The organism is Desulfovectis peckii, from assembly GCF_055391705.1.
This window is the reverse complement of record NZ_AP042409.1, coordinates 1,262,126-1,278,536: the sequence shown is the minus strand read 5'-3', so window position 1 is coordinate 1,278,536 and position 16,411 is coordinate 1,262,126. Positions and strand designations below refer to the sequence as shown.

Annotated in this window: 14 protein-coding genes; all 14 read left to right on the top strand. The window is 47.7% G+C overall.

Going from position 1 to position 16,411, the window contains the following annotated elements; translation table 11 throughout:
* Window positions 1-133: 133 nt before the first annotated feature.
* The 14 genes from ku (at window position 134) to tsf (ending at window position 16,368) form a co-directional block, all read left to right on the top strand.
* Window positions 134-958: a non-homologous end joining protein Ku gene (gene ku / locus ACZ5NG_RS06370; RefSeq protein WP_464250990.1), complete on the top strand. Its 825-nt coding sequence runs from the start codon at window positions 134-136 to the stop codon at window positions 956-958.
* Window positions 959-1,063: 105 nt separating this feature from the next.
* Complete coding sequence (locus tag ACZ5NG_RS06365) at window positions 1,064-2,791, top strand: chloride channel protein (protein ID WP_464250989.1); 1,728 nt, start codon at window positions 1,064-1,066, stop codon at window positions 2,789-2,791.
* Between the two features lie 45 nt (window positions 2,792-2,836).
* Window positions 2,837-3,781, top strand: a complete 945-nt coding sequence (gene ligD / locus ACZ5NG_RS06360) for a non-homologous end-joining DNA ligase (RefSeq protein ID WP_464253114.1) — start codon at window positions 2,837-2,839, stop codon at window positions 3,779-3,781.
* Window positions 3,782-3,844: 63 nt separating this feature from the next.
* Complete coding sequence (locus ACZ5NG_RS06355) at window positions 3,845-5,032, top strand: hypothetical protein (RefSeq protein WP_464250988.1); 1,188 nt, start codon at window positions 3,845-3,847, stop codon at window positions 5,030-5,032.
* Between the two features lie 82 nt (window positions 5,033-5,114).
* Entirely contained in the window at window positions 5,115-6,026 is a 912-nt protein-coding gene (gene ligD / locus ACZ5NG_RS06350; RefSeq protein WP_464250987.1) for a non-homologous end-joining DNA ligase, read from the top strand.
* 177 nt (window positions 6,027-6,203) lie between these two features.
* The gene (gene dprA, locus ACZ5NG_RS06345) at window positions 6,204-7,313 is read left to right on the top strand and encodes a DNA-processing protein DprA (protein ID WP_464250986.1); all 1,110 of its coding nucleotides are present in this window, start codon (window positions 6,204-6,206) and stop codon (window positions 7,311-7,313) included.
* Between the two features lie 83 nt (window positions 7,314-7,396).
* Window positions 7,397-9,505 (top strand): type I DNA topoisomerase, encoded by a 2,109-nt coding sequence (topA, locus tag ACZ5NG_RS06340; RefSeq protein WP_464250985.1) that lies wholly within the window; start codon window positions 7,397-7,399, stop codon window positions 9,503-9,505.
* A 17-nt stretch (window positions 9,506-9,522) separates the two neighbouring features.
* A complete protein-coding gene (gene trmFO / locus ACZ5NG_RS06335; protein ID WP_464250984.1) occupies window positions 9,523-10,848 on the top strand; it encodes an FADH(2)-oxidizing methylenetetrahydrofolate--tRNA-(uracil(54)-C(5))-methyltransferase TrmFO in 1,326 nt (441 codons plus the stop codon).
* Between the two features lie 29 nt (window positions 10,849-10,877).
* Window positions 10,878-11,780, top strand: coding sequence for a tyrosine recombinase XerC (xerC, locus tag ACZ5NG_RS06330; protein WP_464253113.1), 903 nt, complete (start codon window positions 10,878-10,880; stop codon window positions 11,778-11,780).
* Between the two features lie 108 nt (window positions 11,781-11,888).
* Window positions 11,889-12,419, top strand: a complete 531-nt coding sequence (hslV, locus tag ACZ5NG_RS06325) for an ATP-dependent protease subunit HslV (protein WP_464250983.1) — start codon at window positions 11,889-11,891, stop codon at window positions 12,417-12,419.
* Between the two features lie 14 nt (window positions 12,420-12,433).
* On the top strand, window positions 12,434-13,840 hold the full coding sequence (gene hslU, locus ACZ5NG_RS06320; protein WP_464250982.1) for an ATP-dependent protease ATPase subunit HslU: 1,407 nt from the start codon (window positions 12,434-12,436) through the stop codon (window positions 13,838-13,840).
* A gap of 19 nt (window positions 13,841-13,859) precedes the next feature.
* Window positions 13,860-14,639 (top strand): GTP-sensing pleiotropic transcriptional regulator CodY, encoded by a 780-nt coding sequence (codY, locus tag ACZ5NG_RS06315; protein ID WP_464250981.1) that lies wholly within the window; start codon window positions 13,860-13,862, stop codon window positions 14,637-14,639.
* Window positions 14,640-14,877: 238 nt separating this feature from the next.
* The gene (rpsB, locus tag ACZ5NG_RS06310; protein ID WP_464250980.1) at window positions 14,878-15,576 is read left to right on the top strand and encodes a 30S ribosomal protein S2; all 699 of its coding nucleotides are present in this window, start codon (window positions 14,878-14,880) and stop codon (window positions 15,574-15,576) included.
* Between the two features lie 138 nt (window positions 15,577-15,714).
* Window positions 15,715-16,368 carry a translation elongation factor Ts gene (gene tsf / locus ACZ5NG_RS06305; RefSeq protein ID WP_464250979.1) on the top strand — a complete coding sequence of 218 codons (654 nt, stop codon included), beginning with the start codon at window positions 15,715-15,717 and terminating at the stop codon, window positions 16,366-16,368.
* Window positions 16,369-16,411 lie beyond the last annotated feature (43 nt).

Here is a 16,411-nt window from a genome sequence, read left to right as displayed (position 1 = left end):
TTCTTATTTTCTTTTACTTAGGATAAGCATAGTTTTAGTGGGTTATTCTAGTAGCAACCCAGGTAATTGGGTGAAGTGATTGGTTTATAGGGAAAATATTTCATAAAAGGCTAAATAAAGGGAGGTGTTTTAGGTGCGACCGCTTTGGAAGGGGGCAATCAGCTTTGGCCTGGTGTATGTGCCGGTTAAAATGTACGCTGCCACTGAAAATAAGGATATAAAATTTAACTACCTGCATGAAAAGTGCAAAACACCGGTAAAATACCGGCGTTATTGCGCCTATTGTGATGTTGAGGTGCCGCCGGAGGAAATCGTGCGCGGATATCAATACGAAAAAGGCAAGTATGTGGTGCTTAAGGAAGAAGATTTTGAACGCCTGCCGGGGGCGGCAACCAAGAGTATTGATATTATAGATTTTGTCAATTTAGAGGAAATCGACCCGGTTTATTATGACAAAGCTTATTATTTGGTGCCCGGTGAAGGGGGGCAAAAAGTATATCAGCTGTTGAAAAAATCCATGCAGGAAACCGGCAAGGTAGCGGTGGCGAAGGTGGTTATCCGCAGCAAACCGGCGCTGGCGGTTATCCGGGTGGCAGAGGACACTATTATGATGAGTACCATGTATTACCCCGATGAAGTGCGCAAGCCGGAAAACATCCCTGAGCTGAATTACAAGGTTGAGCTGCATGATAATGAACTGAAAATGGCGGTAACTTTAATTAACAATCTTTCCGCTGAGTTTGATCCGGCCAAATACACCAATGAGTATCGCCAGGCATTAATGGAAGTAATTCAGTCTAAAATTGCCGGAGAGGCGGTAGAAGTGCCGCCGCAGCCGGATACCGAAAAGGTAGTGGATTTAATGACCGCGCTGAAAACCAGCATTGATTTGGCCAAACAAGAAAAGGAGAAAAAGAAGAAAGCCGCTTCGCGCCGCAAAGCCCAAAAGGCAATTTAATAAGCGTTTTGGGCTTTTTTACCGGGCATTATTTACTAATTGGTTAATTAGAAGTATGATAATGGTATGTTTACATAATAAAAAGTCAGTATCGAGGGGTAAGTTATGCCGGCAAGCAATAACAGTAAAAACCGTCATTTAACAGAAATTATCTATGGCATTGTAGTCGGCGGCTTGTGCAGTATTGTCGTTTTTGTATTTTTGTGGCTGCTGGACTTTTTTAACGGTATATTTTTCGGACAGGGCAAAGAGCTTTTTGCTTTTTTGCAGCAGTACTATGTCCTGCTGCTGCCGGCTATCGGCGGCTTGATTGTCGGGCCGCTGGTATATTACGGAGCGAAAGAAGCCAGAGGGCACGGCGTGCCCGAGGTAATGGCGGATGAAATACTGCACGGCGGTTATATTCCCGTCCGCACGGTAGCGGTAAAGACCTTGGCTGCGTCAATAACCATCGGTTCCGGCGGTTCCGCCGGGCGGGTGGGGCCAATTATCCACATTTGCTCCGGCATCGGCTCGCTCTTTGGCCAGCTTTTAAAACTGCCGCCTCATTTTATGCGATCGCTGGTTGCCTGCGGGGCGGCTGCCGGGGTGGCGGCAAACTTTAATGCGCCGATTGGCGGGGTAATTTTTGCCCTAGAGGTAATTTTAGGCGAGTTTGCCACTACCCATCTCTTGATGGTGATCACATCCGCGGTAACCGCATCCGTGGTCAGCCACATCTTGTTGCCGGTATCATCCTTTGCCGTACCGCAGTTTGTGCTTAGCAGTTTGGCGGAAATACCGCTTTTTGCGCTGTTGGGCGTTGCCACCGGCCTTTTTTCTTATGTTTACATCAAAACCTTTTATCGCATTGAAGATGTTTTCAACAGCATTCCCTTAAAGCCGCGCTTTCTCATGCCGGCGGTGGGCGGGTTGATTGTCGGCGCCATCGGCCTTTATTTTCCGCAGGTGTTTGGGGTAGGTTATGACATCATTGAAATCACGCTGGCGGGAAAATACACGCTGGGGCTAATGGCTGCGCTGCTGATTTTAAAACTATTGGCCACTTCCATTACCCTTGGTTCGGGCGGTTCGGGCGGCGTATTTGCCCCTTCCCTATACCTGGGCGCCATGCTGGGCGGCATCTTTGGTTTGTTGGTCCAACAACTGTTTCCCCAGTTGGTGGCCAGCCCGATGGCTTATGCCTTTGTGGGCATGGCCGGTGTGCTGGCCGGGGGGTCTTTTGCTCCGCTGACCGGAATTTTTTTACTGCTGGAATTAAGCGGTGACGACAAATTAATCCTGCCGCTGATGGTTACTGCCATTATCAGCTATGTGATTACCACCGCCTTGAGCAAGCACAGCATTTACACCACCAAGTTGTACCGTCAGGGCTTGGACTTAGAACAAATGCGCCGGCCGGACGTGCTGACCAATACTACTATTAAGGAAGTAATGACGCCCATGCCGGAAACGGTTTCTGCAGGGAGCACAGTCCGGCAGGCCTGGAATGAGATACAGCAAAGCACCCATCAGGGCTTGGTTGTGGTAAGATCCGACGGTACGGTGCAGGGGATAGTTACCCGCAAAATGCTGCGGCGCGCATTGCGAGAAGGCAAGCACAACGTAAATTTAGCCGAGCTGTTGAAGCAGCGGCTGATTTACGTTGAAGAAGAGCAGTCGCTAATTACCGCGGTAGTATTGATGAGCGATCACGGCGTCGGCCGCCTGCCGGTATTGGATGCTTCCGGCAGGCTGGTGGGCATTGTCAGCCGCAGCGATATCTTTAAGGCCTACACCGTTCATCAGCCAATTGTCAGCCGGCCGGAAAAAACAGCAGATAAATCCTGCTGATTAGGGCAAAGCTACTGCTAAAGCTAATTTAGGAGGTTGGCTGTTGTGTCGCTGCCTTTGCTCAAACCAATGCTGGCGGTAAGCTCAGCGCCCTTTGACAGTGGGGATTATCTTTTTGAAATTAAATGGGACGGTTACCGCGGACTGCTTTATCTGGACGATACCACGCAAATCCGCTCGCGCAATTTACAGGATTTAACCGCGGTTTTTCCGGAGTTGGGCGGTATACACCGGCAGGTTGGGCGGCTGCCGGCAATTTTAGACGGAGAAATCATCGTGCTGGATAAAGGCATGCCGTCATTTGACGCGCTGCAGTCGCGGGGCCGCACGAATGATGCCGTCCGCATTAAGCAGGCGGCATTAAAGCTGCCTGCTGTTTTTGTCGCCTTTGATGTGCTTTATGCCGCCGGGGAGCCGGTGATGAATTTGCCGCTGCTAGAACGCAAAGAAATATTAGCCGCCATGGTAAAAGCGGAAAACAACTTGCTACTCTCACAGTTTGTTACCGAAAGGGGCGTTGACTTTTATCGGGCCTGTGTGGAAAAAGATTTGGAAGGGGTAGTGGCTAAAAGGCTAGACAGCGTTTACCTGCCGGGCAAACGCTCTCACAGCTGGAAAAAGATTCGCCGGGTAAAATCGGCAGATCTGGTGATCTGCGGTTATGAAGGGGCCCGGCAAAGTGATGATTTAAGGGCAATAATTGTCGCAGATTTCAGCCAAGGCCGCTTAACTTACCGGGGAAAGGTAGGTACCGGCTTTAGTTTTCGTGAAAAGCAGCGTTTAACGGAATTGCTCAAACCCCTGGAAACCGCTGCCCCGCCCTTTAAAGTGCCGCCGAAAAAGGATCTGCACAATCCTAAGTGGGTAGCGCCCCGCTATGTTTGTGAGGTGCACTACAGCGAGCTCACCGCCGACGGCAGGCTGCGGCATGCGAGTTTCAAAGGCCTGCGCCCGGATAAGGACGTTAAAGAGTGCCGGTTGGAAAAATGATTAGACATAATTTTGTTTTTTACCCATATCTTTTTTTAGAAGGAAAAGATATGGGTGAGCACCGTGAAGTTAAAAAGGATAATTTTTATCCGCTTTCGTTTGCTGGCGAAAATTTTATTGTTTGTCCTGCCCATTGCCTTTTTAGCCCGGGTTTACTGGCCGGAAACGCCGGCGGAAATAACTTATGCCGCCCTCAGGTGGCCGGGGGAGATTACCGTAACCAATGAACAGGACAAAAAAGATATTCTGGAAGCATTGAAATATGTGCAAAAAATGCGCCAGCCCGGCCCGCCGAAACAGTTGGCCTTGTATTCGCTTACGGTAAAGAAGGGTAAGAAAGAAGTGCAGTATTTGCTCTCAGAAGACGGTGATTATTTTTTGCCGGACGGTACTGCGGTACTGCCCAGTTATCGCTTAAGGGAGATGTCTAACGGTTATATTGCCCGCTTGGAAAGGCTAAGCCCTTACGGGCAATTGATGCCCTGGGAAGAGGCCAGGCACATTTTCCGCTGCTATACCAAGGCCACCGTTGAAGATGTTGATACCGGGCTGCGCTTTGAAGTGCAGCGCCGTGCCGGCACTTATCACGCCGACGTGCAGCCGCTGACCGCCCGCGATACCGAAATCATGAAAGAAATCTACAACGGTGAGTGGAGCTGGCGGCGGCGGGCCATTGTGGTGGAGGTAGCCGACATGCGCCTGGCCGCCTCGATGAACGGCATGCCCCACGGGGAGGGGCGCATTCGCTACAATAACTTTGACGGCCATTTTTGCATTCACTTTTTAGGCAGCACTACCCATGCCCATCCCGATGAGCCCAATTTGGCGCACCAAATAATGGTGTGGAAGGCGGCCTGCCGCCTGCCGGAAATGCTTAAAACGGCCAATCCGGAAGAAGTGGCGGAAATTGCCTTATGTGCTTTAGATCAGCAGGCACCGGACATTGCCCTGCACACTTTGGCCGGGGTGCCGGAACTGGATGCCAAAGATTTTCTCCGGCAGGCCCGCACCGTTAAAGGGCTGGATTATCAAATCGGTGAAATGGATAAAAACACCCGCACCGTCAACGTTAAAGTGCAGATTGATTATGTGAACGGGCCGCAGGATGTAAAAAAGGAGTTGCAGTTACAAATGATTTACAGCCTGGGTTATTGGTGGAAAATAGATCCCCGCAGTATCATGCAGGTTTTTGAACAAAAAACCACCGCTAACTTTGCCGATTTGCCCCCACGAACGGACGAATGCACGTAAAAAATCCGGGGGCATTTTTTTATTTTTTGATAATCTGCATAACCTAATGGTTAATATCAGCGGGATAAGGTGGTTGGCAAAAATGGCGGTGAAAAAAGACGAGGCGGTAGTAGAAGTTGAAGGCATAAAAGTGAAGCTTACCAACTTAAATAAAGTTATGTTTACCGACGGCATCACCAAGGGTGAGCTAATTAAATACTATTATGATATTGCACAAACCTTGCTGCCGCACATTGCCGGGCGGCCGTTGGTGATGAAGCGCTATCCCCACGGTATCGGCGGGGAATATTTTTATCAAAAAGAATGTCCGGAGCACGCTCCCGCCTGGGTAAAAACCCATGCCGTTGACCATGGGGAGAAAAAAATAAATTATCCGGTATGCGATCGGCTGCCGGTATTGCTCTGGCTGGCTAACCTGGGCTGTATCGAGATTCATGCCTGGACATCGCGCATAGAACATATTGAATACCCCGACATTGCGGTGCTGGATCTTGATCCGGCTCAAAACATGGCCTTTGATGAAGTGTTAAAGGTAGCCTTGCTGGTAAAGCAGGCCTTAAAAGAGTTTAATCTTAAAAGCTATCCCAAAACATCCGGCTTGAGCGGGCTGCATATTTTTATCCCGCTGGAACCCAAACACACCTTTAAGGAAGTTACCGCGGCGATGAAGTACATCGCCAATACAATTGAAGAAATTTATCCGGCAAAATGCACCACGGAAAGAACGGTAAGCAAACGGGGGCAAAAAATCTATTTGGATTATCTACAAAACACCCGGGGAAAGACAATGGCCTGGGTGTACAGTTTGCGGCCGCAAGCGGGTGGGCCGGTATCTACCCCGCTAACTTGGAGTGAAATTGAGGCCGGCGGTATAAATCAGGCTAATTTTAATCTAAAAACAATTTTTCAACGCCTTAAAGTGTACGGCGATTTATACGCCGATTTGTTAACGGTACGGCAAAATTTGGACCCTATTTTAGAGTTGACAGAGTGATTTTGCCAAAAATATATTTTTATGTACCCCGAAAAAACTAAGCCCTGGCAATGTGTTGACAGCTGTATTGACAATCGGCCGGACAAAATAATTATCTGAATATGCAGGAAATATATCTTCCGCCCCGAATAGGCTAATGCAGTTGACAGGTTGTGCATTTCCTCGGGGTGGATGTTGATGGATGATAAAAAGTATTGGCTGGGCTGGCAGTTATTACTGCCGGGCAGCGGGAAAAGAGTGTGGCAAATTATTGATCACTTTGACGGGCCCCAAAATGCCTGGCTGGCCGGTGAGCAGGAACTTAAAGCCGTTCCCAATATTACGTCAGTAATGGCGGAAGGTTTGGTTTGGCAGCGCTCGCAGATAGATTTGGATGCCGAACTGGACCGGCTCTACCGGCACAAAATTAGTTTCATTACCTTTGACGATCCTCTTTATCCGCAGCCGCTGCGGGAAATATATGATCCGCCGCCGGGATTGTTTGTGCGCGGCAATTTGCAAAAGTACCATGAACAGGCGGTGGCGGTGGTGGGCACCCGCAAGCCGACGGCTTATGGCATTACCGCCGCGAGAAGGTTAGCCGGTGAATTGGCGGAAAATAATGTTATAGTGGTCAGTGGCTTGGCCCGCGGAATAGACACGGCGGCACACAGCGGTTGCCTGGAAGCAAAGGGCTTTACCCTTGCCGTGTTGGGCTGCGGTTTAGATGTGGTTTATCCCAGAGAGAACGCAAAGCTATATCAGCAAATCGGCGAGCAGGGAGCGTTAATTACCGAGTTTCCGCTGGGTTCACCGCCCGAGGCTTGGCATTTTCCTTCCCGCAACCGCATTATCAGCGGCCTGGCCAAGATTGTGGTGGTTGTGGAAGCGGCGGAAAAAAGCGGCGCCTTAATTACCGCAGATTTGGCGCTGGAACAGGGGCGCGAAGTGATGGCCGTTCCGGGCAGTATATTCAGCAGTTTAAGCAAGGGGCCCCTTAAACTGTTAAAGCAGGGGGCAAGACCGGTAACGGAAGTTGGCGATATATTAGATGAGCTGGGGCTGGAAACTTTATTTGCTGAACCCAAAGCCAAAAGCTTCGGCAAGTTAAAGCTCAGCCTTACAGAGCAAAAGGTATATCAGGCGTTAACCGGCGATCCGCTCCATTTGGAAGAATTAATTTTAAAGGTAAATGCACCTTCAGCGGAAGTGGTATCGGCACTTACCTTTTTAGAAGTTAAGGGCTTGGTAAAAAAACTGCCCGGCAAAATGTATGCCGTGATAAATTCTGGGCACAGTTCTAAATAAATGAGCAGTTGGATAGATTGTTAGAAATAACAGTAAAGATATTTGCGCTATTGAACTTTGTTATGTATAGGGGTGTATAACAGTTGGCAAAGACTGTAGTAATTGTGGAATCTCCGGCTAAAGCCAAAAGTATCAGTAAATTTCTTGGCAGGAATTACAAAGTAAAGGCTTCTATGGGTCATGTCAGAGACTTGCCGAAAAGCCAGTTTGGTGTTGACATAGAAAATAATTTTACTCCCAAATATATCACCATTAGGGGAAAAGGCGAAATAATCAAGGAGCTAAAAAAGGAAGCCAAAAAAGCGGACCGCATATTGCTGGCCGCTGACCCCGACCGGGAAGGGGAGGCCATTGCCTGGCATTTGCAGCATCTGTTGGGTATTGACGAAGATATGCCCTGCCGCATTGAGTTTAACGAGATTACCAAATCCGCAATTCAAAAAGCGGTTAAACAGCCCCGCAAGATTAATCTGGATTTGGTTAACGCCCAACAAACCAGAAGAATTCTTGATCGCCTGGTTGGCTATAACTTAAGTCCGCTGTTGTGGCGGAAAGTAAAGAAAGGGCTGTCTGCCGGCAGGGTGCAGTCGGTGGCGGTGCGCTTGATTGTTGATCGGGAAGAAGAAATTAATGCTTTTGTGCCGGAAGAATATTGGACCCTGACCGCAAAACTTTCCAAACCCGGACAGAGTGTTTTTGAAGCGAAGCTAAATAAGTACCGCGACAAAAAGCTGGAAGTAAAAAGTGAACAGCAGATGAAGCAAGTGCTGGCCGAGCTGAAAAATGCGTCCTTTATTGTGCATAAAATCACGCGCAAGGAAAAGCGGCGTTACCCGGCACCCCCCTTTACCACCAGCTCACTGCAGCAGGAAGCTTCCAGAAAACTAAACTTTACCGCCCGCAAGACCATGGTGGTGGCGCAGCAGCTTTATGAAGGCTTGGATATTGGCAGCGAAGGCACTACCGGTTTGATTACTTATATTCGTACCGACTCGCAAAGAGTGTCAGAGGCGGCTAAACAAGAAGCCAGGCAGTTTATTTTGGAACGCTTTGGCCCGGCATATGTGCCGGAAGAAGTAAAGCAAAAGGGCAAAGATAAAAAGGAAGGAAAAATTCAGGACGCCCACGAGGCAATTCGCCCCACATATGTACATCTTGATCCGGCGTCAATCAAACAATATTTAACCAACGACCAATATAAACTTTACAAATTGATTTGGTCCCGGTTTATCGCCAGTCAAATGGCGCCGGCAGTGATGGACACCACCGGCGTTGACATTAAAGCCAATGATTATATCTTTCGCGCCAACGGCTCGATTATGAAGTTTCCCGGTTTTATGCAGGTTTATATCGAGGGAACGGACGATGAAACCGATGAAAAGGAAACGGAAGGGATTATCCCGCCGCTCAATGAAGGGGAACAGTTGGACTTAAAGGGATTGGATCCCAAGCAGCACTTTACCCAACCCCCGCCCCGCTATACCGAAGCCACCTTGGTAAAGGCGCTGGAGGAACAGGGCATCGGCCGCCCCAGCACTTACGCACCGATTGTAGATACCATTCAAAAGCGGGGATATGTGGTGCGGGAGAATAAGCAGTTTTACCCCACGGAACTGGGCATCATTGTCGTTGATTTACTTAAAGAATATTTTAATGATATAATTAATGTAGAATTTACCGCCGAAATGGAGAGCAAACTGGATAAAATCGGCGAAGGGGAAGAGGATTGGGTAAAGGTTTTAAAAGACTTTTACGGCCCCTTTGATCAAACCTTAAAAGCGGCGGAAGAGGCCATCGGTAAAGTAGAACTGCAAGAAGAAGTAACGGATGAAATTTGCGAAAAATGCGGGCGCAATATGGTGGTTAAGTTTGGCCGTTACGGTAAGTTTTTAGCCTGCCCGGGTTTTCCGGATTGCCGGTTTACCAAACCCTTACTGGAGCCTACCGGCGTAAAATGTCCGGAATGTGACGGCGACATAGTGTTGCGCCGCAGTAAAAAAGGCAGAAAGTTTTACGGCTGCAGCAATTATCCCGACTGTGAGTTTGTCAGCTGGGATTTGCCCGTGAAAGAAAAATGCCCCAACTGCCAAAGTTTAATGGTGCAGAAAAATAGCCGCAACAAAACTTATGTCAAGTGTACCAATGAGGAATGCGGCTACCGGGCGGAACAATCTTTTCAAGATAACCAATAGGAGTTGTAGAATAGCACATGAAAAGCAACGCTGTAACCGTTATCGGCGCCGGTTTGGCCGGATCGGAAGCCGCATGGCAGCTGGCCCGGCGCGGTATTCCGGTTAAATTGTATGAAATGCGGCCGGAAAAGAAATCGCCGGCTCACCATACAGCCTACTTTGCAGAATTGGTCTGCAGCAACTCTCTAAGAGCCAACGGGCTGGAAAATGCCGTCGGCCTGTTAAAAGAAGAAATGCGCCGGCTGAGTTCCCTGATTATGGAAAGCGCCGAGCGCCATCGCGTTCCCGCCGGTGGGGCGCTGGCAGTGGATCGGACGGGGTTTTCCCAATACATCACCGAAGTGCTGCAAGCCCATCCGCTGGTGGAAGTGGTTTATGAGGAAGTAACGGAAATACCGACAGAGGGAATTGTCATTATTGCTACCGGACCGTTAACATCAGACAGTTTGGCGGCCCAGATAAAAACCATTACCGGTAGCAATTATTTGTATTTCTACGATGCGGCGGCACCCATCGTGACCTTGGAATCTTTAAATATGGACGTGATTTTTCGCTCCTCTCGGTATGGAAAGGGAGAGGCGGCTTATTTGAACTGCCCGATGACCGAAGAGGAGTATAACGCTTTTTATGAGGCCCTGATTAATGCCGAGCGTGCACCCATGAAAGACTTTGAAAAACAAATTCACTTTGAAGGCTGCATGCCGGTAGAGGTACTTGCCTCCCGCGGGCGGGATACGCTGTTGTATGGGCCGCTCAAGCCGGTGGGGCTGATCGATCCCCGGACCGGCAAGCGCCCCTATGCCGTGGTGCAGCTGCGTCAGGACAACGCGGAAGGAACACTGTACAACATGGTCGGCTTTCAAACAAACTTAAAGTGGGGCGAGCAAAAGCGGGTGTTTTCTTTAATACCCGGCCTGGAAAATGCGGAATTTGTTCGTTACGGTGTAATGCACCGCAATACCTACATTAACTCGCCGACCCTGTTGCAGCCGACCTTGCAATGCAAAAAAAGGGAAAGTTTATTTTTTGCCGGCCAAATAACCGGCGTGGAAGGATATGTGGAATCGGCGGCAGCGGGCTTGGTGGCGGGAATTAACGCCGCCCGCATGGCAGTGGGCAAAAGTCCCCTTGTCTTTCCGCGGGAAACCGCCCATGGAGCACTGCTGCATTACATCACCACGGCAGATGCCAAGTGCTTCCAGCCGATGAACATCACCTTTGGTTTGATACCGCCGCTGGAAAAGAAAATTAAAAACAAAAAACTGCGCAATCAAACCATTGCCCGGCGGGCACTGGAAAAACTAAGCACATTTATTGCCGAACATGACCTAAAAGAGTGTTAACAGATCGTATTATAAGGAAGATGATTTCTTTGTATCACTACATTGATCAGTTTTTGCTGTATTTACAATTGGAAAAAAACGCCTCAACCCGCACCATAGAAGAGTATCAAAAGGATCTCTTTCAAGGGTTGGATTACTTTAGTGCCATTACCGGCAAGAAAGATGAAGACCTGCACCCGGCAGACATAAATCATCATTTAATGCGCGGTTTTTTGGCCGCGCTGCAATCTTCGGACATGGCCCGCAGCACCGTTGCCCGCAAGCTTGCTGCCTGGCGCTCTTTTTATAATTATCTGTTGCGGGAAGATTTTATTGATCATAACCCCCTTTCCCGGGTGGCAACGCCGAAAGTAAAGAAAAAGCTGCCCCGTTTTTTTTATCCCGAAGAAGTGACAAAACTGTTGGACGCGCCGGACAACACACCTTTAGGGCAGCGGGACAAGGCAATGCTGGAAACCCTTTATGCCTGTGGCTTAAGGGTGAGTGAACTGGTTAACTTAGATGTTGCCGATGTTGATCTTGCCGGCGGATACTTGCGGGTTTACGGCAAAGGGGCGAAAGAAAGGATTGTGCCCCTAGGCTCATATGCGGTAGAAGCTTTAAAAATATATTTTAACAACGGCCGCGAAAAGCTATTGGCCAAAGCCCACCGTGTTGATGCGGTGTTTGTCAATTATCGGGGTGAGCGGCTGACTGCCCGCGGCGTACGCAAAATACTGGATAAGTATTTAAAGAAAGTGGCCATGGAGCGCCGTGCCAGCCCCCATACCATAAGACACACCTTTGCCACCCACCTGTTGGATCGGGGGGCGGACTTGCGCACGGTGCAAGAACTTTTAGGACACGTGCGCCTTTCAACTACGCAAATTTACACCCATGTTACCAGAGAAAAACTAAGGCAGATATATCAAAAGACCCATCCGCGGGCATGAACCCATTGGCAGTCTGTAAAGTATAAATTGTCAAAATGTGTTGAAAATTTAATTGCCAAAAAACAATAAAGCCGATATAATTATAAATTGTGAAAAGGGGAATATTCTATGTTTCATGCCACAACAATACTGGCGGTTAAAAAAGGTGAACAGGTGGCGATTGCCGGAGACGGCCAAGTAACTTTCGGTGAACACGCCATTTTTAAACAAAGGGCCACTAAGGTGCGTCGGCTTTATCAAGGAAAGGTGCTGGCCGGATTTGCCGGCTCTGTTGCCGATGCTCTTACACTTTTTGAAAAATTTGAAGGCAAGTTAGAAGAATATCACGGCAATATTTTAAGATCAGCCGTAGAACTGGCCAAAGATTGGCGTATGGACAGAGCGCTGCGCCGCTTGGAAGCGATGCTCATTGTGGCCAATAAAGAGCATATTTTAATTATCTCCGGCAGCGGTGAAGTTATTGAGCCGGATGACGGCATTGCCGCTATCGGTAGCGGCGGCAATTATGCGCTGGCAGCGGCCAGGGCGCTGTTAAAACATTCGAACCTTTCTGCCAAGGAGATTGCTGTTGAAGGGCTGCACACAGCGGCTGATATTTGTGTATATACCAACCACAATATTAGTGTGGAAGAATTGTAAGGGGGCATCAGAAGATGAGTTCTTTAACTCCCCGAGAAATTGTCGCTGAGCTAAATAAATATATCGTGGGCCAAGAGGAAGCAAAGAAGGCAGTAGCCATTGCCTTGCGCAATCGCTACCGCAGAAGCAAGCTTCCGGAAGAAATGCAGGAAGAAGTGCTGCCGAAAAACATTTTAATGATCGGTCCGACCGGTGTAGGCAAAACGGAAATTGCGCGCCGCTTGGCCCGGCTGGTGAAAGCACCTTTTATTAAAGTAGAAGCGACCAAATTTACCGAAGTTGGTTATGTAGGCCGTGACGTGGAGTCGATGATCAGGGATCTGGTAGAGACCAGTGTGCGCATGGTTAAGCAGGAAAAAATTGCCGAAGTGGAAGACAGGGCCGCGAAAATGGCGGAAGAGCGGATTGTGGAGATCCTGGCTCCCAAACCGGCAAGGAATACGTCGGTTAAAAATCCCTTTGAAATGCTTTTTGGCATGAACAACCCGACTGCTGACAGTGAGGAAGATAAATTACAAAAACAGCGGGAAAAAAGAGTGGAGTTTGAACGGGAAATACTGCGGGAAAAGTTGGCCCGGGGTGAGCTGGAAAACGAATATATTGAGATTGAGGTAGAAGACAACAACACGCCCATGCTGGAAGTTTTCAGCGGTTCCGGTGTTGAAGAGATGGGTATCAATATAAAGGATTTTTTTGGCGGTATTTTGCCGAGCAAAAAACACAAGCGCAAGTTTACCGTCAAAGAAGCCCGCAAAATACTTACGCAGCAAGAAGCACAGAAATTAATTGATATGGATGAGGTGACCGCCCAGGCCATTAAGCGGGCAGAAGAAGAAGGCATTGTGTTTTTAGACGAGATTGATAAAATTGCGGTCAAAGATTACTCTCACGGCGGGCCGGATGTGTCCCGGGGCGGTGTGCAGCGTGATATACTGCCTATTGTAGAAGGTTCGACAGTAAATACTAAGTACGGCCCGGTAAAAACTGATCACATCTTGTTTATTGCCGCCGGAGCATTTCATCTTACTAAACCGTCAGATTTGATCCCTGAGCTGCAAGGGCGTTTCCCCATTAGAGTGGAACTGAAGAGTTTGACTGAGCAAGACTTTTTACAAATACTTACCGAACCGCAAAATGCCTTAATTAAACAGTATCAGGAGCTAATTCGCACTGAGGGTGTAATTATTGAATTTTCAAAAAATTCTCTTGAAGAAATTGCGAAAATAGCATATACTGTAAATGAGCAGACAGAGAATATCGGTGCTCGCAGGTTACACACCATTATGGAAAAGTTGTTGGAAGATATATTGTTTGAAGCGCCGGAAATGTCCGGGCAAAAAATTGTCATTGACCGGGCATATGTTGAAAGCAAGCTTGGTGCAGTCGTAGCAAACGAAGATCTAACTCGTTACATTTTATAAGAATCAGGAGGGTCTCTAGATGAGCGGACTACTGGAAAAGACAAGAGCGATAAACAGATTGCTGCAGAAATCAGCGGGGTATCCGGTGGATTACGCAGAAATCGCCAAAGTTCTATCAGATAATATAATTTCTAATGTATACATCATTGATAAGCGGGGTCGGGCATTAGGCTACGCTTTTATGGATGAGTTTTCCTGTGACATCATGAAGGAAATTGTTAAAGGCAGCAAAAGATTTCCGGAAAATTACAATAATGAGCTGTTAAAAGTAACGGAAACCTACGCTAATTTCTGTCAACGGGAAAATGCCTGCGTCTTTTTTAACGACGAGGGCTGTCCAAACGGAAACAAAATAACTACCGTAGTACCGATTGTCGGTGCCGGAACCCGTTTGGGAACATTGGTTTTAGCCAAATATGACAAGCACTTTACCGATGAAGACTTGATTCTTGCTGAGTACGGAGCTACAGTTGTTGGCATGGAGATACTGCGGGCCCGTGCCGATCGGATGGAAGAAGAGGCACGCAAAAAAGCGGCGGTACAAATTGCCTTAGGCACCTTATCTTACAGTGAGTTGGATGCCATTCAGCACATTTTTAAACAGTTAGATGGTGAGGAAGGAGTATTGGTAGCCAGTAAGATTGCGGATCGGGTAGGTATTACCAGATCGGTAATTGTTAATGCACTGCGTAAGTTTGAAAGCGCCGGTGTTATTGAATCCAAATCGTTGGGTATGAAAGGCACCTATATTCGGGTGTTAAATGATCGACTGTTGGAGGAATTGGAAAAACTTAAGTAATGTAATGGGTTAGAACTTCTTCGTTGAGCAAAAAATCAAGTTTTGACAAAAACCGGAGGTTTACTCCGGCTTTTTTTTTGACTATTACTTGTCTTTGCCCAATAATTATGCTATTATTCTTTTTGGTGTTAAATACACACGCTGTTGGATTTTGGCGAGGGTGCCCGGTGTTTGGGTCTCGTCAATAAGATGATGGCAGCGGAGGGAAAAAACCGGCAAGGAAGGGGGTGCAGTAGCAGTGGCCGTTATTACCATGAAACAATTGCTGGAAGCCGGCGTGCACTTCGGACATCAAACCAGACGTTGGAACCCCAAAATGGCACCTTATATTTTTACAGATCGCAACGGTATCTACATAATCGATCTGCAAAAAACGGTGCAAAAGGTTGAAGAAGCTTACAACTTTGTAAAAGAAACCGTGGCCAACGGCGGTAATATTTTGTTTGTCGGCACGAAAAAACAGGCTCAGGAAGCGGTTAAAGAGGAAGCGGAGCGCTGCGACATGTTCTATGTCAATCAGCGTTGGCTTGGCGGAATGCTGACTAACTTCCAAACTATTCGTCATCGTATTGACCGCTTAAAAGAATTAGAAAAAATGGAAGAGGAAGGTACTCTTGAACTCCTGCCCAAGAAAGAAGTAGCCGCGCTTTTGCATGAAAAAGAACGGTTAAACAAGTTTTTGGGCGGAATTAAGAACATGAATAAACTTCCTGATGCCGTTTTTGTCATTGATCCACGCAAAGAGCGTATAGCCGTTGCGGAAGCACGTAAATTAGAAATACCGATTGTAGCTATCGTTGACACCAACTGTGATCCGGATGAAGTGGATTACGTCATACCCGGTAACGATGATGCTATACGTGCCATTAAACTGCTTTCCGGTAAAATAGCGGATGCTGTTTTAGAAGGTAAACAAGGCGAGCAAGTCAGTGAGTAGTTGATGATGAAAGGGTGGGGGGGCATCTCTTAACGGGTCTCCCTGCCCTTTTTGCATGTTTGTGTGTGGAATATTGTGGTTATAATAGCAAAGTAAAACATTGTTCAGTAAACATTTTATAGATTGGGAGGTAATCTTGTGGCTGAGATTTCTGCTAAATTAGTCAAAGAATTGCGCGAGCGTACCGGTGCCGGTATGATGGACTGCAAAAAAGCCCTTACCGAAACCAACGGTGATGTTGAAAAAGCTATTGATTTGCTGCGGGAAAAAGGTTTGTCGGCAGCGGCTAAAAAATCCGGTCGGGTTGCAGCAGAAGGCTTGGTTGAATCATACATACACGCCGGCGGACGTATCGGTGTACTGGTAGAGGTAAACTGTGAAACAGACTTTGTAGCCAAAACGGATGATTTTAAAGCCTTAGTTAAAGACATTGCCATGCAGGTGGCCGCTGCTAAGCCGGAATATGTCAGCCGTGAAGATGTACCGGAAGAAGTTCTGGAAAGAGAAATGAAGGTATTGAAAGCCCAGGCCTTAAATGAGGGCAAACCGGAACATATTGTAGAGAAAATGGTTCAAGGTCGGATTGAAAAGTATTACAAAGAGGTTTGCCTGTTGGAACAGCCCTTTATTAAAGATCCGGACAAGACCGTAAAGCAACTGGTTACCGAAAATATTGCCAAAATCGGTGAAAATATTGTCATTCGCCGCTTTGCCCGCTTCGAGCTGGGTGAAGGCATTGAAAAGAAACAAGATAATTTTGCTGAAGAAGTAATGGCGCAAATGAAAAAGTAACTCTGACAAATGGGACTTACGTTCCGCGGCTTTTGCCAGGACG

Bases quoted from the DNA above. Each gene is read 5' to 3' on its own strand.
- ACZ5NG_RS06365 (WP_464250989.1), top strand. From the start codon at position 1,064: ATGCCGGCAAGCAATAACAGTAAAAACCGTCATTTAACAGAAATTATC.
- ligD (WP_464250987.1), top strand. From the start codon at position 5,115: ATGGCGGTGAAAAAAGACGAGGCGGTAGTAGAAGTTGAAGGCATAAAA.
- dprA (WP_464250986.1), top strand. From the start codon at position 6,204: ATGGATGATAAAAAGTATTGGCTGGGCTGGCAGTTATTACTGCCGGGC.
- trmFO (WP_464250984.1), top strand. From the start codon at position 9,523: ATGAAAAGCAACGCTGTAACCGTTATCGGCGCCGGTTTGGCCGGATCG.
- hslV (WP_464250983.1), top strand. From the start codon at position 11,889: ATGTTTCATGCCACAACAATACTGGCGGTTAAAAAAGGTGAACAGGTG.
- hslU (WP_464250982.1), top strand. From the start codon at position 12,434: ATGAGTTCTTTAACTCCCCGAGAAATTGTCGCTGAGCTAAATAAATAT.
- codY (WP_464250981.1), top strand. From the start codon at position 13,860: ATGAGCGGACTACTGGAAAAGACAAGAGCGATAAACAGATTGCTGCAG.